The sequence below is a fragment of the Mesorhizobium sp. WSM4830 genome, from assembly GCF_055811495.1.
In genome coordinates, this window is the sequence record NZ_JBVVQI010000002.1 from 186,434 (window position 1) to 203,585 (window position 17,152).

The window sequence follows — 17,152 nt, forward strand, 5'->3', positions numbered from 1 at the left end:
GGCGGGGGCTGTCGTGTCGCTTTCTGGAGCTTTCAGCGAAAAATCCTTTGGCGAATTGCCGGGCTGGGGCGAGGACGACCATCTCCCTGCCTTTGACGCCTTTCGCCGCTCGGCCTTTCATATCCTGACCAAACCCTACCGCTCCGGCGCGCTCGGCGTCGATTACAACGGCTTTGCCGACGCCTATGCCGAAGCGCGCACCGTTTCGCCGGCGAATCGGTTGCAGGCCAGAAGCTTTTTCGAACGCCATTTCGTTCCGGCTCGTATCGATGCCGAAGATGGTGGTCCCGGCCTGGTAACCGGCTTTTATGAACCGGAGGTCGAAGCCTCGCCGGTGCGCACGCAACGGTTTTCGGTGCCGTTGCTGTCGCGCCCGGCCGACCTTGTCGACATCGATGACGGCAATCGTCCTTCCGGCCCGGATCCCTATCTCGCCTTCGCTCGTGCCGCGCCGAACGGCCCGGTCGAATATTTCGACCGCGGCGAGATCGAACGCGGCGCGCTTGCCGGAAAAGGGCTGGAAATCGCCTGGCTCGCCGACAAGGTCGACGCCTTCTTCATTCACGTGCAGGGCGCGGCACGGCTCAACATGACCGACGGCAGGCTTCGCCGCATCACCTATGCCGCCAAATCCGGCCAGCGCTTTACCGGGCCGGGCAAGATCCTGAGCGAGGAAGGCGAGATCCCGCTGGAGAAGGTGACGATGCAGTCGATCCGTGCCTGGTTCAAGGCGCATCCGGAACGCGCCGACGAGATCCTTTGGCGTAACCGCTCCTACATCTTCTTCCGCGAGATGGGCGTCGACGACCGGGAGCTCGGCCCCATTGCTGCCGCTAAAGTGCCGCTGACACCCGGCCGCTCGATCGCCGTCGACCGGCTGCTGCACACGTTCGGCACGCCTTTCCATATCGATGCACCGTCGCTGACCGCCTTCGACGGGAAACCGTTCCGGCGGCTGATGATCGCGCAGGACACCGGCTCGGCGATCACCGGACCGGCCCGCGGCGATCTGTTTGCCGGGTCGGGCGATGCGGCCGGCGAGATCGCCGGCGTTGTCCGCAACGTCGCCGACTTTTATGTGCTGGTCCCCCGCTCGCTGGTTGCAGGAGCAGACCGATGACCCGGCGCATCGACAGGCTGAGCGCGGACGACCGGGTGCTGTGGAACCTGGTGGCGCGCACGGCAAAGCCGCTGAAGGGCAAAATCGCCGTCGAAATTCCCGACGTCGGGCGGGAGATCGACGAGACCAGGCAGACGCCGCCGCCGGCACAGGTCGCGGGCAATGCTGCCATGGCCGCAAAGCCGAAGGCGCAGCATGTTTCCCACGCACTCGACGAACCGACGCTGGACAAGTTATCGAAGGGCCGGCTGCCGATTGAGGGCCGCGTCGACCTGCATGGCCTGACCCAGGACGAAGCCTATTCGCTGCTGTTTTCCTTTTTGCGCCGGGCGCATGCCGGCGGCATCCGCTACGTCCTGGTGATCACCGGCAAGGGCTCTTCCTCGGGCGGCGATGGCGTCTTGCGGCGCGCCGTGCCGTCATGGCTGTCGACACCCGCCTTCCGGCCCCTCGTCTCCAGTCACGACCATGCAGCCCGCAACCATGGCGGTTCGGGTGCGCTCTATGTCCGCTTGCGGCGGGCGCGCTCATGAGGACACGCCCATGAGGATGCATCCATGAAGGTGCGCTTGTGACCCCGTTCGGCGAAAAGCTTCGCGTGCTGCGAAACGAGCGCGGCGTCAGCCAGAAGGACATGGCCAAGGCGATCGGCGTCAGCGCAGCCTATCTCTCGGCGCTGGAACACGGCCGCCGCGGTGCGCCGAGCTGGACGCTGATCCAGAAGATCATCGGCTATTTCAACATCATTTGGGACGACGCCGAGGAACTGGCGCGATTGGCCGAAACCTCACATCCGCGTGTCAAGCTCGACACGTCGGGCCTTAGCCCGGCGGCGACCGAGCTTGCCAATCTCCTGGCCGACAACATCGAAAAGCTCGACGAAGCCGAGCTTCGCCGCATCATTGCGTCGCTCCGCGCCGCACTGGCACGGCCGAAATGAGCTGCTTTGTTACTGGACCGAGCCGACCAGCACCTGCTGGCCGCCGCGGATGGAGACCCAGCGGCCGGTATTGTCGATCGCCTGCCGCTTGAGGAAACGATAGCCGGTCTGGTCCCAGGAACGGACCTGGTCGGTCAGATTGTCGAGGATGTAGTCGCCCTTGTCGGTGCGCACCGTCAGCACGGCGTGGCCCTCGCCATCCGGCTTGCGCACGACTGTCATCAGCAGATCTGCAAACGAGACGCCCAGCCGGTTCAGCTCACGGCGCTTTTCCAGGACATAGTCCTCGCAATCGCCAACGCCCTTGTCGGGATAGGCCCAGACCTCGTCCTTGCCGTAGATGTCGAAGTCGCTCTCCGGCTTGACGGCGGCGTTGACCTTTGTCGTGACGCTGAGCAGCTTGCGCCACAGCGAGCCGGTCAGGCTGGCGGGCGACAGATCCTTCGGGCGGATCGAGCATTCGGACGCGTAGCTCTTGCAGAAATCGTAATGGCCGATCGGCTGCGAGGTCGGGCCGCCTGTTATCATCGGGCTGGCTGCCGAGGCCGAACCGGCCCAACCTGCCGCCACAGTAAGTCCAGCCAGCGCGCACAGGCGCAGCGTTCTCGCCATTGGTGAGGAAATCATTGTCCCCGCTTGTCCCTTGTTGTTAACGAAACGTTAAGGGGTATTTACAGTCCGTGTCAATTATGAGGATGGATTGATTTTTGCGGCATGGTTACCCGCGTGGCGCCAACGCGACTATTGTGCAACAGGTCGACCAGCCCGGCGGCCCCGCCAAGCGACGATTTTGGCATTGACCGACCTGATGCGGATTGACGGGCATCATCACTGGTCGCCTATTTCTTGCCGGTCCTGACCAGCTTGGGTTTCACCGCAACACGGTTCTGACGGCCGTAGCTGGTAATGAAATCGACGATGCGCGGTACGATTTCGGAGCGGAAGCGCGAGCCGTTGAACACACCATAATGGCCGACCGCCGGCTGCATGTAATGGGCGTGCCTGTCGGTCGGGATGTTGATGCAAAGATCGTGCGCGGCCTTGGTCTGGCCGAGGCCGGAGATGTCGTCGTTCTCGCCCTCGACCGTAAACAGGGCGACATTGCGGATCGCCGAGGGGTCGACCGCCACGCCGCGATGCGTCATCGTGCCCTTCGGCAAGGCCTGGCGGACAAACACGGTGTCGACGGTCTGCAGGTAGAATTCCGCCGTCAGATCCATCACCGCCAGATATTCGTCGTAGAACTCGCGGTGCTTCTCGGCATTGTCGCCGTCATGCTTCACCAGATGCATGAAGAAGTCCTTGTGGGCGATGATGTGGCGGTCGAGGTTCATGCTCATGAACCCCGAAAGCTGCAGGAAGCCGGGATAGACCTCGCGGCCGAAGCCCGGCACCGGCCAGGGCGCGCGCATGATGACGTTGTCGCGGAACCAGTCGATGCCCTTTTCCTGGGCCAGGAGATTGACCGCCGTCGGGCTGCGGCGGGTGTCGATCGGGCCGCCCATCAGCGTCATCGTCGAGGGCACGAACGGATCACCCTTGGCTTCCATCAGTGCCACCGCCGCCAGCACCGGAACCGAAGGCTGGCACACCGCCATCACATGGGTGTCGGGGCCCAGCGCATGCAGCATGTCGACGATGTAGTCGATATAGTCGTCAAGATCGAAGCTGCCGTCGGCCAGCGGCACCATGCGGGCGTCGACCCAGTCGGTGATATGCACGTCGGCATAGGGCAGCATCGCCTCCACCGTGCCGCGCAGCAGCGTCGCGTAGTGGCCCGACATCGGCGCGACGATCAACAGCTTCGGATCCGGCCGGCGCCCGGCCGGAACTGCGCGCTCGAAACGAACCAGGTTGCAGAATGGCCGCGACCAGACGGTGCGTTCGCTGACCTCAACGTTTTTCCAGTCGACGACGGTCTTGGTCAGGCCGAATTGCGGCTTGCCGTAGCGGCGCGTCGTGCGCTCGAACAGTTCGGCCGTTGCCGCAACCGAGCGGCCCCAGGAGGTGTGTGAGACCGGATTGAGCGGATTGGAGTAGAACAGGCGCACCGCATCGGCATAGAGGCGCGCCGGCTGCAAGGCGGCGTGGTTCAGTTCGTAGAGCTGGTAGAACATCGAGAACCCCGCTGCCGACTGCGATGGAAGGGCCGACGAGCAGCGCCGAGCCTTGAATGCCTTGGGGGGAAGTTAGCAACAATCTGCTGCGATGCAATACGTCAACTTGCGTGATTTATGCTCGTTCTTTCGTCCAAGGCGTTGAGAATCCGCCTGGAACGGCAACAGCCGGCTCAATGTGCACCTGCGAAGGAGTAGCAGAGGGCACGGTCATCGGTACAACCGTCGGAGGCGGCGTCCGCCGTCGCGACCGTTAGACGCGTGCCATGCAGACAGCGGTATGGCCCGAGCTGATGAAGCCGAGCTGACTGGCTGCGCCCTTTGACAGATCGAGCATCCGGCCCCTGATAAACGGGCCGCGGTCGTTGATGCGCACGACGACGCTGCGGCCATTGTTGCGGTTGGTCACCTTCAGCTTGGTGCCGAACGGCAGGCTGCGATGCGCTGCGGTCAGCGCCGACGGGTTCATGCGCTCGCCGGAAGCGGTTCTGGAGTGCAATGAGTACCAGGAGGCACGGCCGCATTGGGCGGCGGCGCTGGCACTGGACGCGCCGACCATCAGGCCAGCCGCGATCGTGGCCGCGACAAGCGCGGTCTGGTTGCTTTTGTTCATGTGTTGGGGACTGGCTCCGTTGACAGACCCGCAGCGGTTAGGGACGAATGAGGCAGCAAATGCGGCAATGATCTGTCGGTTCCATGGCAATGTTACACGTTTGGAGTCGGCGCGAAACAATTTGTCAGAGACTTTCCGCAGAGCGGCACAGCTTCCTTGATGGTCTTTGCACCGATCTCCGCGTGTCTTGCGCAAGATCGGAGGTTAGCATCTAAGTAGAAGTTGGTGTAGTCGAGCGGCTTCTTTTCGCTGTTCCATTCCGGCCGGAGCCGGGCTGATGATCGACTTGGAAAGGAGTTTCGGCAATGAGATTGATCAAAAATCTGCTGGCCTTGATTGTGCTCGCCATCGGCATGCTGTGGACGTTGCAAGGCATCGGCTTCATCCGCGGCAGCTTCATGACCGGCCAGTCGCAATGGCTCTATGTCGGCATCGTGACGGTGCTGGTCGGCTTGGGCGGCCTGGCCTGGGCAAACCGCTCGCGCATTTGAACGGGCGTCCATGCTCAGGCTCCCGCCAGAGCAGCGCACAGCGGACCCGTGGCGGTCGGTCACCGCGACCAGTATTGCCAGCCCCAGTAGAAACTTTCGTCGCGCGGCGGCAGGCGGTTGCGCTCCGCGTCCAGCTGCACGGGCGTCGGCGTTTTGCGTTCGCCGTCAGGCGGCTGTTTGTCCCCGTCCTTGATCAGGCGGAGCCAATGGCCGAAATGCACAAACAATACAGTGATGGAATGGCGCATTGTCGGTCACTCTCGCCCCGCCCACGGGACGAGCACCCGCTCGATCCTGCGGATGATGAATTCGAGCACGAAGGCAATGGCCGCGATCACCAGTATGCCCATCACCACCACGTCGGTGACGAGGAACTGGGCAGCGGACTGGATCATGAATCCGAGCCCGCGCGTCGCCGCCACCAGCTCGGCGGCAACCAGCGTCGACCAGCCGGCGCCAAGCGCGATACGCAGACCGGTCAGGATCGAGGGCAGCGCGCTGGGCAGGATAACGTGCCCGATCACTTGGCGCTGCGTGGCGCCAAGCGAGCGCGCTGCATTGATGCGTTCCTGCGAGACGCCGCGAACACCCGATGCCGTCGACAGCGCAACCGGTGCCAGCATGGCAATCGCAATCACCAGGAACTTGGACGGCTCGCCAATGCCGAACCAGATAATGATCAGCGGCAGATAGGCGAGCGGCGGGATCGGCCGCAGGAATTCGAGCAGCGGATCGAAGATGCCGCGCCCTGTAGTGCTGATGCCGATAGCCAGCCCGATGGGAACGCCGACGAAAACGGCCGCGATCAGCGCTGCAAACACCCGCCACAGGCTGGCGGCGATATGCTGGAGCAGCGTCGCGTCGACAAAGCCGTCACCGGCGACGACGACAAATTTGTTCCAGACTGCCACAGGCGACGGCAGGAAAGCCGGCGACACCAATTGCAGGCGGGCCGATACTGTCCACACTGCCAGCACCATCAGAATGGTGATCGCGCTAACCACGCGGGCCGAAACGCGGCTGCGTCTCGGCCGCGGCCGCGACCGTGGCACTGACAGCGCGTCGGCTCCGTCGTCGACCTTGGAGCGCCGCGGCCGCTCGGTATAGGAGGTAACGGTCATGCTGCCTCCCCTTCGAAGATCGCGTCGGTCAGCTCGCCGCGCGCCGCGGCGAAGGCGGGATCGGCCTTGATGCTGCGAATGGCCTCGCCGGCTGCATAGCGCCGGCTGAAACCGGCCTCGAAACTCCGCACCACCCGGCCAGGGCCGGGAGCGAGCACAATGATGCGGGTGGCGAGCACCAGCGCTTCGTCGATGCCGTGCGTGACCATCAGCACGCCGACCTGGCTTGCCGTCCACAGATCGAGCAGCGTTGTCTGCATGCGTTCGCGTGTCAGCGCATCGAGTGCGCCCAGCGGTTCGTCGAGCAGCAGGAATTGCGGCTCAGCTGCCAGCGCCCGGGCCAGGCCAACCCGCTGGCGCATGCCGCCGGAAAGCTCCCAGATGCGTTTGTCGCCGGCACCGTCGAGCTTCACCCGCGCCAGAAGGTCGTCGGCAGTCCGCGCCCGTTCGGCTGCCCTGACACCGCGCAGCCTGAGAGCAAAGGCGACATTTTCCCGCGCGGTCAGCCACGGAAACAGCGCGTCGTTCTGGAACACGACGGCGCGGTCCGAGCCTGGCGCCGTGATCGGCCTGCCACCAATCGTGGCGCGTCCGCGCACAGGCTCGACCAGGCCCGCGGCGACGTTCAGCAACGAGGTCTTGCCGCAGCCGGAGCGGCCGACCAGGACAACGAAGTCGTCCTTGGCGATGTCAATCGACACGCGTTCGACGGCCGGCGCCGGCTGGCCGTCATAATGAACCGAGACTTGGTCGAGCACGAGATGCGTCATGTGGGGTCGCCGATATTGTGAATTTGCCTGCCCCGAAGCCGTTCCTCGTCAGCGGCTCCGGGGCAGGCAACGCGCGTGTCAGGGAAGGGAGGACGCGCGTATTGAGCCGCCGCTAATTCGAGGCCAGCGCCTCGCCGACATATTTCGACGACACGTATTTCGAATAATCCGGCAACACGGCGTCAATCTTGCCCTGCTCCTTGAGGAAGGCCGATGTCGCCTCGACCGCCTTGACAGTGCCGCCACCGAGGAACTTGTCCGAGGCTTGCTCCTCGAGCGTCGGGAAGACATAGCCCCTCAGCAGTTGCGGCACGTCTTCGAGCTTGGCCCCGGTGATCCTGGCGATCTTGGCCGCTTGCGGCGAGGACACCGACCATTGATCCGGCTTGGCCAGGAAGTCGGCATAGGCAGCGCCCGTTACTTTGACGAAGTCGCGCACCGCTTCCGGGTTCCTTTCGGCGAAGTCGGTGCGCACGATCCAGGCGTCGAAGGTCGGTGCGCCCCAGGCGGCGACCTGCGAGGAATCCAGCACGACCTTGCCCGTCGTCTTGATCTGGCCGAGTGCCGGATCCCAGACATAGGCGGCGTCGATGTAGCCGCGCGCCCATGCCGCCGCGATCTCCGGTGGCCGCAGATTGAGAATGTCGACCGACTTCGGGTCGACACCCTCATGCTTCAGCGCGGCAAGCAGGCTGTAATGCGTCGTCGAAACGAAGGGCACCGCCACCTTCTTGCCGGCAAGGTCGGCAGTTTTCTCGATGCCGGCGCCGTTGCGGGCGACAAGGGCCTCGGATTCGCCGATCAGCCCGACAATGAAGATTGTCTGGATTGGAAGCTCGCGGCTCGCCGCCGCCGCCAGCGGGCTCGAGCCGACATAACCGATGTCGACCGAACCGGAAGCGATGGCGGCGATTACGTCGGCGCCGGAATCGAATTTCCGCCAGTCGATTGCCGCCTTGGTCGCGCTCTCATAGGCGCCGTCGGCCTGCGGCACCTTCGAGGGTTCGACGACCGTCTGGTAGCCGATAGTGATCTTGAAGTCCTGCGCATCGGCTGGGCCGAGAAAGGCGGCACCAGCCAAGGCCGCCGAGGACAAGAGAACGATACGTCGCGAAATGGTGGACATGAAAGGCTCCTTGGAAACGAGAAAAAACCGGGTTGCGTTTCATAGTCACTTAACTCTATCGTCCTTGTAGAGTTAAATCCTTCCAATCGGTTCGGTCTTGTTAGAAAAGTCATCTGGCTATGGCAGTTGCCATTCGCACGCTTCTGGGTGATGGCCCGGTGAGAACCGTCGTCCTTGCCCGAACCGCTTCCACGTCGTCCATGCGCGCAGCAAGGATTTTCCCGCGTTCGCCCCTGCATCGGCAAATTCATGCTGTGGATAGCCAAGAAATTGGAAACAAGTTCCCTGTGTTCGCGGTTAAGTCTAGTATCCTTATCGACATTGAAGGATTGGAGAGGACGATGAGCGACGCCACCCTCCTTGTTGCCGCGCGCGGCATGCTTTGGCCTTCAAATTCAGGGGCAGAAGCTGCTGTCCGGATTCTCGCCGATCGGGACATTCCTGCCGCCGGCCAGTTTGGCGATGTGCCATTGGCGGCGGCTTCTGTGCTTCCAAGAGCACAAGCCCCTGCCAAAATGGCCATTGCGGCTTGAAAACGAAGCAAAATCAACGTTTCTCGGCTTGTATATCATGTCACTAGAATTTATCTGTAGTGGCAGCTTGGACGCGGCGGGGAGGCACGCCAGGCGTTTCGCAACCGGTGGCCTTGCGCCATCGCATGACAGAGAAACGTTCGGGTTATGCTCACGAAAAAAGGTAAATACGGCCTCAAGGCGCTCATCCATCTGGCGCGCCTGCCGGTTGGACAGCTCGCCTTCGTCAACGACATCGCCACAGGAAACAATATTCCGAAGAAGTTCCTCGATGCCATTCTTGGCGAATTGCGCAATGCCGGGTTCGTCCAGAGCCGCAAGGGCAAGGAGGGCGGCTACCGGCTGGCACGCCCGGCGGACGAGATCAAGGTCGGCCACGTCGTGCGCGTGCTCGACGGGCCGCTTGCCCCCATTCCCTGCGCCAGCCGCACCCAGTATCAGCGCTGCGAAGATTGCAACGAGGCGACATGCCAAGTCCGACACCTGATGCTGGAGGTCCGGCAGGCCATCGCCGAGGTGCTGGACCAGCGCAGCCTCGCCGAAATGCGCGATATCGCCGGCGACGAGGACCTTTCGGCGGCGTTGAAAGTGCAGGCCTGAACCACCCTCCCTTGAGCCGGCGACGATTGCCAGGACAGCTGGTGTGCGCATGACCGGGCGCGCTACGCCAAGTTCGATCATCATTGTCGGTGGCGGCGCCAGCGGCGTCGTGCTTGCCGCGCATCTGCTGAAGTCGCCCAATCCCGATCTCCGCGTCAGCCTGGTCGAAAAACGCCCGCATTTTGGGCAAGGCATGGCCTATTCAACGTTGCTGTCGGCGCATGTGCTGAATGTCAGCGCGTTGGGCATGAGCGCCTATGCCGACGATCCCGGCAATTTCGCGCGCTGGCTGCTTGAACGCGGCCTGGCGACGCCAGAGCAGGCGCCGGTCTACGCGCCGCGCAGCGTCTACGCCCGCTATCTCAAGGAGCTGCTCGACGAGCTCGAGGCGCGTGAGCGGGAGACGGGCCGGCTGCGCCTGATCCGCGAGGAGAGCCTGTCGATCTCGCCGACCGCGTCAGGCGTCGAAGTGGCGCTGGCCAACGGCACCAGCGTGGTTGCGCACCTTGCCGTGCTCGCCACCGGGCATGACGAGGAGCCGGGTGCAGGCCAGGGCCACGCGATCAGGATGGGGTCGGAGGCCGACACGCCGCTCGATCCCGAAGCCCGAGTCCTGGTGCTGGGCACCGGCTTGAGTATGGTCGATGCGTTCCTGTCGCTTGAAAAGCGCGGGCATCGCGGCGATATCGTCGCGGTGTCGCGGCGCGGCCTGCTGCCTTCGCCGCATCGCAAGGGCAATCCGATCAAGCTCGACGTCGCCGATATTCCGCTCGGCACCCAGCTTTCCTATTTCGTCGGCTGGTTCCGCGACCTGATCCGGGAAAACCAGAAGGCCGGCATCGACTGGCGCGACGTCGTCGACGGTCTGAGACCCTTCAACCAGAAGATCTGGCAGAACTGGCCGTCCTCGGCCAAGCGCCGCTTTGTCGAGCACACCAAGGCCTGGTGGGACATCCATCGCCATCGCATGGCGCCGGAAGTCTACGCCCGCGTTGCCGAGGCGGTGCAAGCGGGCCGCATCCGCCTTGTCGCCGGGCGCGTCGTCGAGATCGCCGGCGGCGACGGCTTCAGGGTACAGGTCCAGTCGCGCCACACGCAGCGCCTCGAAAGGTTCGACGTCACCCGCATCTATGATTGCACAGGCATCGCCAGGGACATCTCGACGACCTCGAACAGCGTGGTACGGTCGCTGGTCGACCGTGGACTGGCACGGCCGGATCCGCTGCGCCTCGGCCTCGACGTGACCGCGAACTGCGAGGTCATCGCCGGCGATGGCACGGTATCGGCCAAGATCCTCGCCGTCGGGCCGCTGACGCGCGGCACCTTCTTCGAAATCGACGCCATTCCCGATATTCGCGTGCAGTGCGCGCGGCTGAGCAAGCGGTTGCTCGGATAAGGCCCCTTTGTCTCGACGCAATTTCGGATCCAGGATCGCCGCCGTCGGGGGGGAAAGACCTCGACCGCGCCAGGAAGCGAGCCGCGACCCTGGCCAGATGACCGGGCAAATTCTGCTTCCGTCGCCACCGTGCGTTGCCTACGATGGGCGCATGACGCAACGCGGAAGACTCTACGGCTGCCCGGTCGAGTTCGCTCTCGACGCGCTCGGCGGCAAATGGAAGACGGTGATCCTGGCGCGCATCAAGGAACAGCCGATGCGCTATTCCGACCTGCGCCGGCTGATCCCCTCGCTCTCCGACAAGATGCTGACTCAGAGGCTGGCCGAGCTTGTCGAGATCGGCTTCGTCACGCTCGAGACGTCGCCCGACGGCAAGGGGCGCTATGCCTTGACCGGGCGCGGTGAAGATCTCGCCGCCGCGCTCCAGGCGCTCTACGACTGGGGCAGCATGCATGGCCGCGCCGAGGGTGTGCGTTTTCGCACCGACAGCGCAGCCACCACCTAGATCAATTCCGGGAAAAGCGCGGAGCGGTTTCCGTCCGTAATGCGTGAAGACAAGCGATGGAGCGGTTCGGCGTTTGCGTGAAAAGGTGGGTCGCACTAGCAACCCGATTGCCCTCAACCTGCATCGGCCAGCGCGCCGCAGAAGCTTGCGACATCGGTGACGACGGCTTCGCCGAGGAAGCGTAGCGTCGCCATCGAGCGGTCGCGCGCTTCGCGGTTGCCGAAGCCACAGGCGTCCTCGATTACTACGGCGACAAAGCCATTGTCGGTCGCCTGGCGAACGGTCGGCTCGATGCCGATCTCCATGGCGATGCCAGCGAGCGCTATCGTGCGCATGCCGCAATCGCGCAAGGCAAAGCCGAGCGCGGTGGAATCGAAGGCCGACATCGTGAGCTTGTCGAACACCGCTTCGTCATGGCGGGGCTCCAGCTCGGGCACGATCCGCGTCGCTTCGGCGTCGCGCAGGAACCACGGCTCAACGGTGTCGGGGCTGTCGCGCCGCTGCCAGGCCATGGCGGTGCGCAGCTGCGTCGCGCCCATCCACTTGCGTGGCAGCGATAGATGGCGCGTGAACGCCACCCGCATTCCGGCTACGCGCGCCGCTTCCAGTGCCGTGCCGGTGCGCTCGACGATGGTCGCGCCGCCGGCCACCTGGCGGCAGATGCCGACCTGCATGTCGTAGACCACCAGCGCCGTGCGGCGCGGATCGCACCACTCAGTCAGGCTGGCCGGGATTTCGATCCCGTCGCTCGACCGGATCATGCCGCCGTCCGGTCCCATGGCTTGGCGATATCGACGGTCGGGTCGAACAGGAATTCCAGCGGCAATGGCGCGTCGAAGGCGATGAAATGCCATTCCAGCAGCCCGGCCTTGGACAGCGGGAAGTCCTCGGTGTAGCGCCGCGCTTCCTCGACGCTGTCGAGCTCGAAGACGATGATGACGCCGCCAATATCGCCGCGCGCATAATTCTCGCGCACGATCCCCGCCTTCCAGAGCCGCCAGACATTCGAAACTTCGTCGCGCAGATAAGGCCGCAGGTCGTCGAGCGTGACGCCGGGCCTGAAATTGTCATAGGCAAGAATCTTCATCGGCCATTCCTTGCATTGCTGTTCGTCCAGCGCCGGGTAGCATGGCGGAATCGGGGACCGCAACGAACGAGATGGTGCGTTGAAGCGGCCGCACGATTGCCGTTCTGTGCCGCGCGATCCCTATGGGCGGCCGGGCGGCCGCGGGATAATTTTTGCCGAAGAGGAGGAAAAGCGCGGTGACCATCGAAAGGCTGAACCCGGAGGGCATGCACAGCAATCCGGCCTATTCGCAAGGCGTGTCGCTGCCGGCATCCGCGCGCATCGTGCTGGTCGGCGGCCAGAATGGCGTCGACGCGCAAGGCCGGATCGTCGCCAGGGACGATCTCGCTGCGCAGACCGCTCAGGCGCTTTCCAACCTGGCAAAGGTGCTCGAAGCCGGTGGGGCAAAGCCTGAAGACCTCGTCAGCCTCTCGGTCTATATCGCCGGCGACCTGGATATAGGGCCGGCCTTCGGCGCCTGGATGGCCTTCTGGGCAAACCGCGGCGCGCCGCCGATCATCAAGGTGCTGCGCGTCGCCGGCCTCGGCAATCCGGATTTTCTGATCGAGATCGAAGCCAAGGCGGCGATCGCCTGAACCCTAAACAGGTTCTGCAAATCTTTTGCCCTGCCTGGAGGCCGGCGAAGCTTTCGCGAAATTCCATTCCCCTGCTGGCGGCCGGATTGGCACGATCTATCTTCTTTCCAACTGCAAACGGCTGGAAAAGACGGTAGGTTGCCGTCTTCCAGGGCGGTTGCTCATTCTGGCAACGGAGCATCTGACATGAGCAAGCACAAGATCGTGGCACCGGACGATGCATCGTCCCGCCTGCGCCCGCCCTATGCGTCGGTTCTCGACCTGATCGGGCAGACGCCGGTCGTCGAGCTGACCAAATTCGACATCGGCAAGTGCCGGCTGTTCATCAAGCTCGAAAGCCAGAATCCCGGCGGCTCGATCAAGGACCGCATCGCGCTGTCGATGATTGCCGCCGCCGAAAAACAGGGCAAACTGAAGCCCGGCGGCACCATCGTCGAGGCGACCGCCGGCAATACCGGTCTTGGTCTCGCCCAGGTCGGCATCCCCAAGGGCTACCGCATCATCCTCGTCGTGCCCGATAAGATGTCGCGCGAAAAAATCCAGCATCTGCGCGCGCTCGGCGCGGAAGTGCGCATGACGCGTTCCGACGTCGGCAAGGGCCATGCCGAATATTATCAGGACATGGCCGAAAAGATCGCCGCCGAGCTGCCCGGCGCCTTCTACGCCAACCAGTTTGCGAACCCGGCCAATCCGCTGGCCCACGAAACCACGACCGGGCCGGAAATCTTCCAGCAGCTCGGAGGCGATGTCGATGCGGTGGTCGTCGGCGTCGGCTCCGGCGGCACGCTGACCGGACTTGGCCGCTATTTTGCGAAAGTCTCGCCGAAGACCGAGATGATTTTGGCCGATCCGGTCGGCTCGGTGCTGGCACCGTTGATCAAGACCGGCAAGATGGTAGAGGCCGGAAGCTGGACCGTCGAAGGTATCGGCGAGGATTTCGTGCCGCCCAATGCCGATCTGTCGCTGGTCAGGAAGGCCTATTCCATCCCCGACAAGCAGAGCATGCTTGCGGTGCGCGACCTGCTATCGAAGGAAGGCATCCTCGCCGGCTCGTCCTCCGGTACGCTGCTTTCGGCAGCGCTTCGCTATTGCCGCGAGCAGACCGTGCCGAAGCGCGTCGTCACATTCGTCTGCGACAGCGGCAACAAATATCTGTCGAAAGTCTTCGACGATTTCTGGCTGGTCGAGCAGGGCCTGGCCGAGCAGGAGCAGCATGGCGATCTGCGCGACCTGGTCATGCGCACGCTCCGCACCGGCGATGTCGTGTCCGTCGGCCCCGACGAAAGCCTGCTCAATGCCTATGGCCGCATGCGCCGCTCGGATGTCTCGCAACTGCCGGTGCTGGACGAGGGCAAGCTCGTCGGCATCATCGACGAAAGCGATATCCTCGCCAAGGTCGAAGGGCCCTATGACAGCCGCTGGGATCGCTTCAAGGCCCCGGTCAGTACGGCGATGACCACCAATCTGCACACGCTGCAGGCCAGCCAGACGCTGGATGCGCTGCTGCCGGTGTTCGACCGCAACGAGGTCGCCATCGTCTTCGACGGCGACGAATTCATTGGCCTGATAACCCGCATCGACCTGATCAACCATTTGAGGCGCGCCCGATGACCGTCAAAGCCACAGTGTCGGGCAAAAACCGCCTCGCCTTCTCGACGCGCACCATCCATGGCGGCCAGAGCCACGACCCGACGACGGGCGCGGTGATGGTACCGATCTATGCCACATCGACCTACGGTCAGCAGAGCCCGGGCGTGCACAAGGGTTTTGAATATGCCCGCAGCCAGAACCCGACCCGCTTCGCCTTCGAGCGCGCGGTGGCCGACCTCGAAAGCGGCGCAGCCGCCTTCGCCTTCGCTTCAGGGCTGGCGGCGATCGCAACCATTTTCGAACTGCTCGATTCTGGCGCGCATATCGTCGCTACCGACGACATCTATGGCGGCACGTTCCGGCTGCTGGAACGGGTGCGCAAGCGCTCGGCCAATTTGCAGGTCGACTTCGTCGACTTCACCGATCTTGCCGCGGTCGAGGCGGCGATCCGCCCGGACACCAAGCTGCTCTGGGTCGAGACGCCGACCAATCCGCTGCTGCGTGTCGTCGACCTCGAAGGCGTCGCGGCGCTGGCCAGGCGCAAAGGCGTGCTCTCAGTCGCCGACAACACTTTCTGCAGCCCCTATCTGCAGCGGCCGCTGGAGCTCGGCATCGACATCGTGGTCCATTCGACGACGAAATACCTCAACGGCCATTCCGACATGGTCGGCGGCGTCGCCGTGGTCGGCGACAACAAGGATCTCACTGAGCGGCTGAAATTCCTCCAAAACGCCATCGGCGCCATTTCAGGGCCGTTCGACAGTTTCCTGGCGCTGCGCGGACTGAAGACGCTGGCGCTGAGAATGGAGCGTCATTCATCGAACGGCCAGAAGATCGCGCACTGGCTGGAGAGCCGCCCCGACATCCGCCGTGTCATCTATCCCGGCCTGCCCAGCCATCCGCAGCACGCCATCGCCAGGCGGCAGATGCACGCCTTCGGCGGCATGATCACAGTCGAGCTCGACCGTGACCTCGCCGGCACCAAACGCTTCCTCGAACACACGCAACTGTTCACGCTGGCCGAAAGCCTCGGCGGCGTCGAAAGCCTGATCGAACACCCGGCGCTGATGACGCACGGCTCGATCCCGGCAAAAAAACGCGCCGAGATCGGGATTTCAGATTCGCTGGTGCGGTTGTCGGCGGGAATCGAAGACGGTGACGATCTGATCGCGGATCTGGATCAGGCGCTGGGGGGTTGAGCCCGATAGCAAGAAAGCTTGCGAGACGTCGGCGGGACAGCGCCCCTCTCTGCCCTACCGGGCATCTCCCCCACGAGGGGGGAGATTGGCAGCTTCAGCGCTCCGCACACATTCCTACAATATTGGAAGATTGACGAAAACGGCCGTAACGGCCGATCTCCCCCCTTGTGGGGGAGATGTCCGGCAGGACAGAGGGGGGCGTGAAGGATCGCCAACGAGCGGCGCTTGCTCTGCATCGCCTCCGGTGTTTTAAATTCTATTCTGTTTGACCTTGGTGCCGTCCGGCAGAATTGTAGCCTCTTGATCCACCTACCGGACTCCGGAAGCTATGAACAACCGACAACGCAACCAACCGCCGGCAAGCGACGCTCCCCTCACCTTCGCCGTCCTGGTCTTCCCCGGCTTTCCCATGATGGCGTTCAGCTCCGTCATCGAACCGCTCCGCGCCGCCAATGTGCTGACCAAGCGGGACTGCTATCGCTGGATCATCGTCGGCGCCACGGAAGGTCCGGTGGAGGCTTCGAACGGCGTCGTCATCCAGCCAGGCTTTGCCGCCCATGACGCACCGAAAGTCGATCGCATCGTCGTCTGCTCGGGCGGCGATGCCGATCATCTCGTCGCGCACGATGCCGAGAGCTGGATCCGCAAGAGCCTGCGCGGCGGCGCCCATATCGGCGCGGTGGCGGATGCGGCATTCTTTCTCGCCCGCGCGGGCCTGCTCGACGGCCATGCCTGCACCTTGCACTGGACCAGCCAGGCGGCCTTCACCGAAGCGTTTCCGGATATCGAGCTGAGGCGCGATCTCTATGTCATCGATCGCAAGCGCTTCACTTCGGCCGGCGGCGTCGGCAGTCTCGACATGATGCTGGAAATCATCACCAACGACTATGGCGCCGAACTCGCGGCCGGCGTCGCCGAATGGTTCGTGCACAGCCCGCTGCGCTCCAGCGTCGACCGCAAGCTGATGCCGCTGCGCTTGCGCACCGGCGTGCAGAACGAACTGGTACTGTCGGCCATCGCCATAATGGAGGATGCGGTCGAAGAGCGGCTCGGCATGGCGGAACTGGCGGGGCGGCTTGGTGTCTCCTCCGATAAGCTCGAACGCAATTTCCGCTCCGAACTCAGTATCTCGCCCAACGGCTACTACCGCCGCCTGCGGCTGAAGCGCGCCGCCGACCTGTTGGCGCATTCGACGCTGATGGTGCGCGACGTCGCGCTGGCCTGTGGCTTTGCCTCGATGTCGAGCTTTGCCCGGGCGTTCCGGGAAGAACATGGCCACGCGCCGAAGGTGTTGCGGCGGCATTAGGTCTTGCGAGACGTCGGAGGGACAGAGGGGGGCGCGAAGGATCGCTACGGAATGCGCGCCTAG

21 protein-coding genes are annotated in these 17,152 nt (G+C 63.8%); 12 read left to right on the forward strand and 9 right to left on the reverse strand.

Annotated features, from left to right (window positions below; genetic code table 11):
• The first annotated feature begins 13 nt into the window (after positions 1–13).
• From mltA to AC0L2Y_RS03725, 3 genes are read left to right on the forward strand one after another with little or no spacing between them, the layout of a single operon-like run.
• Positions 14–1,120, forward strand: a complete 1,107-nt coding sequence (gene mltA / locus AC0L2Y_RS03715) for a murein transglycosylase A (RefSeq protein WP_473553916.1) — start codon at positions 14–16, stop codon at positions 1,118–1,120.
• Entirely contained in the window at positions 1,117–1,653 is a 537-nt protein-coding gene (locus AC0L2Y_RS03720) for a Smr/MutS family protein (protein WP_473553918.1), read from the forward strand. The genes mltA and AC0L2Y_RS03720 overlap by 4 nt, the downstream gene beginning before the upstream one ends.
• Before the next feature lie 38 nt (positions 1,654–1,691).
• Entirely contained in the window at positions 1,692–2,060 is a 369-nt protein-coding gene (locus AC0L2Y_RS03725; RefSeq protein ID WP_352473989.1) for a helix-turn-helix domain-containing protein, read from the forward strand.
• Positions 2,061–2,069: 9 nt separating this feature from the next.
• On the opposite strand, the gene AC0L2Y_RS03730 is transcribed toward AC0L2Y_RS03725, so the two are convergent.
• The 3 genes from AC0L2Y_RS03730 to AC0L2Y_RS03740 form a co-directional block, all read right to left on the reverse strand.
• Positions 2,070–2,687, reverse strand: a complete 618-nt coding sequence (locus AC0L2Y_RS03730) for a transglutaminase-like cysteine peptidase (RefSeq protein WP_473553919.1) — start codon at positions 2,685–2,687, stop codon at positions 2,070–2,072.
• A 212-nt stretch (positions 2,688–2,899) separates the two neighbouring features.
• Positions 2,900–4,177, reverse strand: coding sequence for a polyhydroxyalkanoate depolymerase (locus tag AC0L2Y_RS03735; protein WP_352565542.1), 1,278 nt, complete (start codon positions 4,175–4,177; stop codon positions 2,900–2,902).
• 253 nt (positions 4,178–4,430) lie between these two features.
• Entirely contained in the window at positions 4,431–4,790 is a 360-nt protein-coding gene (locus AC0L2Y_RS03740) for a septal ring lytic transglycosylase RlpA family protein (RefSeq protein WP_473553921.1), read from the reverse strand.
• Between the two features lie 305 nt (positions 4,791–5,095).
• Between AC0L2Y_RS03740 and AC0L2Y_RS03745 the strand changes: the two genes are divergently transcribed.
• Entirely contained in the window at positions 5,096–5,281 is a 186-nt protein-coding gene (locus AC0L2Y_RS03745; protein ID WP_292659638.1) for a hypothetical protein, read from the forward strand.
• Positions 5,282–5,340: 59 nt separating this feature from the next.
• On the opposite strand, the gene AC0L2Y_RS03750 is transcribed toward AC0L2Y_RS03745, so the two are convergent.
• The 4 genes from AC0L2Y_RS03750 to tauA form a co-directional block, all read right to left on the reverse strand.
• On the reverse strand, positions 5,341–5,529 hold the full coding sequence (locus AC0L2Y_RS03750) for a hypothetical protein (protein ID WP_352565536.1): 189 nt from the start codon (positions 5,527–5,529) through the stop codon (positions 5,341–5,343).
• A 6-nt stretch (positions 5,530–5,535) separates the two neighbouring features.
• Complete coding sequence (locus tag AC0L2Y_RS03755) at positions 5,536–6,402, reverse strand: ABC transporter permease subunit (RefSeq protein WP_473553923.1); 867 nt, start codon at positions 6,400–6,402, stop codon at positions 5,536–5,538.
• Positions 6,399–7,172 carry a taurine ABC transporter ATP-binding protein gene (locus AC0L2Y_RS03760; protein ID WP_473553924.1) on the reverse strand — a complete coding sequence of 258 codons (774 nt, stop codon included), beginning with the start codon at positions 7,170–7,172 and terminating at the stop codon, positions 6,399–6,401. Before AC0L2Y_RS03760 ends, AC0L2Y_RS03755 begins: the two co-directional genes overlap by 4 nt.
• A 112-nt stretch (positions 7,173–7,284) precedes the next feature.
• Positions 7,285–8,298, reverse strand: coding sequence for a taurine ABC transporter substrate-binding protein (tauA, locus tag AC0L2Y_RS03765; protein ID WP_473553926.1), 1,014 nt, complete (start codon positions 8,296–8,298; stop codon positions 7,285–7,287).
• A gap of 341 nt (positions 8,299–8,639) precedes the next feature.
• Between tauA and AC0L2Y_RS03770 the strand changes: the two genes are divergently transcribed.
• The 4 genes from AC0L2Y_RS03770 to AC0L2Y_RS03785 all read left to right on the forward strand — a co-directional run bounded on the left by AC0L2Y_RS03770 (position 8,640) and on the right by AC0L2Y_RS03785 (position 11,332).
• Positions 8,640–8,831, forward strand: coding sequence for a hypothetical protein (locus tag AC0L2Y_RS03770; RefSeq protein ID WP_473553928.1), 192 nt, complete (start codon positions 8,640–8,642; stop codon positions 8,829–8,831).
• Between the two features lie 147 nt (positions 8,832–8,978).
• The gene (locus AC0L2Y_RS03775; RefSeq protein WP_352565527.1) at positions 8,979–9,431 is read left to right on the forward strand and encodes an RrF2 family transcriptional regulator; all 453 of its coding nucleotides are present in this window, start codon (positions 8,979–8,981) and stop codon (positions 9,429–9,431) included.
• Positions 9,432–9,480: 49 nt separating this feature from the next.
• Positions 9,481–10,827 carry an FAD/NAD(P)-binding protein gene (locus tag AC0L2Y_RS03780; protein WP_473553930.1) on the forward strand — a complete coding sequence of 449 codons (1,347 nt, stop codon included), beginning with the start codon at positions 9,481–9,483 and terminating at the stop codon, positions 10,825–10,827.
• Between the two features lie 151 nt (positions 10,828–10,978).
• Entirely contained in the window at positions 10,979–11,332 is a 354-nt protein-coding gene (locus AC0L2Y_RS03785; RefSeq protein ID WP_473553932.1) for a winged helix-turn-helix transcriptional regulator, read from the forward strand.
• A gap of 113 nt (positions 11,333–11,445) precedes the next feature.
• Here AC0L2Y_RS03785 and AC0L2Y_RS03790 read toward each other — a convergent pair whose 3' ends face one another.
• Entirely contained in the window at positions 11,446–12,093 is a 648-nt protein-coding gene (locus AC0L2Y_RS03790) for a cysteine hydrolase family protein (protein ID WP_473553934.1), read from the reverse strand.
• Positions 12,090–12,419, reverse strand: coding sequence for a hypothetical protein (locus AC0L2Y_RS03795; RefSeq protein WP_352491237.1), 330 nt, complete (start codon positions 12,417–12,419; stop codon positions 12,090–12,092). The genes AC0L2Y_RS03790 and AC0L2Y_RS03795 overlap by 4 nt, the downstream gene beginning before the upstream one ends.
• A gap of 176 nt (positions 12,420–12,595) precedes the next feature.
• Between AC0L2Y_RS03795 and AC0L2Y_RS03800 the strand changes: the two genes are divergently transcribed.
• From AC0L2Y_RS03800 to AC0L2Y_RS03815, 4 genes are all read left to right on the forward strand, one after another.
• Positions 12,596–12,994, forward strand: coding sequence for a RidA family protein (locus AC0L2Y_RS03800; protein ID WP_473553936.1), 399 nt, complete (start codon positions 12,596–12,598; stop codon positions 12,992–12,994).
• 186 nt (positions 12,995–13,180) lie between these two features.
• Positions 13,181–14,605: a pyridoxal-phosphate dependent enzyme gene (locus AC0L2Y_RS03805; protein WP_352491235.1), complete on the forward strand. Its 1,425-nt coding sequence runs from the start codon at positions 13,181–13,183 to the stop codon at positions 14,603–14,605.
• Entirely contained in the window at positions 14,602–15,783 is a 1,182-nt protein-coding gene (locus AC0L2Y_RS03810) for a cystathionine gamma-synthase (protein WP_473553938.1), read from the forward strand. Before AC0L2Y_RS03805 ends, AC0L2Y_RS03810 begins: the two co-directional genes overlap by 4 nt.
• 328 nt (positions 15,784–16,111) lie before the next feature.
• The gene (locus AC0L2Y_RS03815; protein ID WP_473553940.1) at positions 16,112–17,089 is read left to right on the forward strand and encodes a GlxA family transcriptional regulator; all 978 of its coding nucleotides are present in this window, start codon (positions 16,112–16,114) and stop codon (positions 17,087–17,089) included.
• Positions 17,090–17,152 lie beyond the last annotated feature (63 nt).

Bases quoted from the DNA above. Each gene is read 5' to 3' on its own strand.
- AC0L2Y_RS03720 (WP_473553918.1), top strand. From the start codon at position 1,117: ATGACCCGGCGCATCGACAGGCTGAGCGCGGACGACCGGGTGCTGTGG.
- AC0L2Y_RS03730 (WP_473553919.1), bottom strand. From the start codon at position 2,687: ATGATTTCCTCACCAATGGCGAGAACGCTGCGCCTGTGCGCGCTGGCT.
- AC0L2Y_RS03735 (WP_352565542.1), bottom strand. From the start codon at position 4,177: ATGTTCTACCAGCTCTACGAACTGAACCACGCCGCCTTGCAGCCGGCG.
- AC0L2Y_RS03740 (WP_473553921.1), bottom strand. From the start codon at position 4,790: ATGAACAAAAGCAACCAGACCGCGCTTGTCGCGGCCACGATCGCGGCT.
- AC0L2Y_RS03745 (WP_292659638.1), top strand. From the start codon at position 5,096: ATGAGATTGATCAAAAATCTGCTGGCCTTGATTGTGCTCGCCATCGGC.
- AC0L2Y_RS03750 (WP_352565536.1), bottom strand. From the start codon at position 5,529: ATGCGCCATTCCATCACTGTATTGTTTGTGCATTTCGGCCATTGGCTC.
- AC0L2Y_RS03755 (WP_473553923.1), bottom strand. From the start codon at position 6,402: ATGACCGTTACCTCCTATACCGAGCGGCCGCGGCGCTCCAAGGTCGAC.
- AC0L2Y_RS03760 (WP_473553924.1), bottom strand. From the start codon at position 7,172: ATGACGCATCTCGTGCTCGACCAAGTCTCGGTTCATTATGACGGCCAG.
- tauA (WP_473553926.1), bottom strand. From the start codon at position 8,298: ATGTCCACCATTTCGCGACGTATCGTTCTCTTGTCCTCGGCGGCCTTG.
- AC0L2Y_RS03770 (WP_473553928.1), top strand. From the start codon at position 8,640: ATGAGCGACGCCACCCTCCTTGTTGCCGCGCGCGGCATGCTTTGGCCT.
- AC0L2Y_RS03775 (WP_352565527.1), top strand. From the start codon at position 8,979: ATGCTCACGAAAAAAGGTAAATACGGCCTCAAGGCGCTCATCCATCTG.
- AC0L2Y_RS03780 (WP_473553930.1), top strand. From the start codon at position 9,481: ATGACCGGGCGCGCTACGCCAAGTTCGATCATCATTGTCGGTGGCGGC.
- AC0L2Y_RS03785 (WP_473553932.1), top strand. From the start codon at position 10,979: ATGACGCAACGCGGAAGACTCTACGGCTGCCCGGTCGAGTTCGCTCTC.
- AC0L2Y_RS03790 (WP_473553934.1), bottom strand. From the start codon at position 12,093: ATGATCCGGTCGAGCGACGGGATCGAAATCCCGGCCAGCCTGACTGAG.
- AC0L2Y_RS03795 (WP_352491237.1), bottom strand. From the start codon at position 12,419: ATGAAGATTCTTGCCTATGACAATTTCAGGCCCGGCGTCACGCTCGAC.
- AC0L2Y_RS03805 (WP_352491235.1), top strand. From the start codon at position 13,181: ATGAGCAAGCACAAGATCGTGGCACCGGACGATGCATCGTCCCGCCTG.
- AC0L2Y_RS03810 (WP_473553938.1), top strand. From the start codon at position 14,602: ATGACCGTCAAAGCCACAGTGTCGGGCAAAAACCGCCTCGCCTTCTCG.
- AC0L2Y_RS03815 (WP_473553940.1), top strand. From the start codon at position 16,112: ATGAACAACCGACAACGCAACCAACCGCCGGCAAGCGACGCTCCCCTC.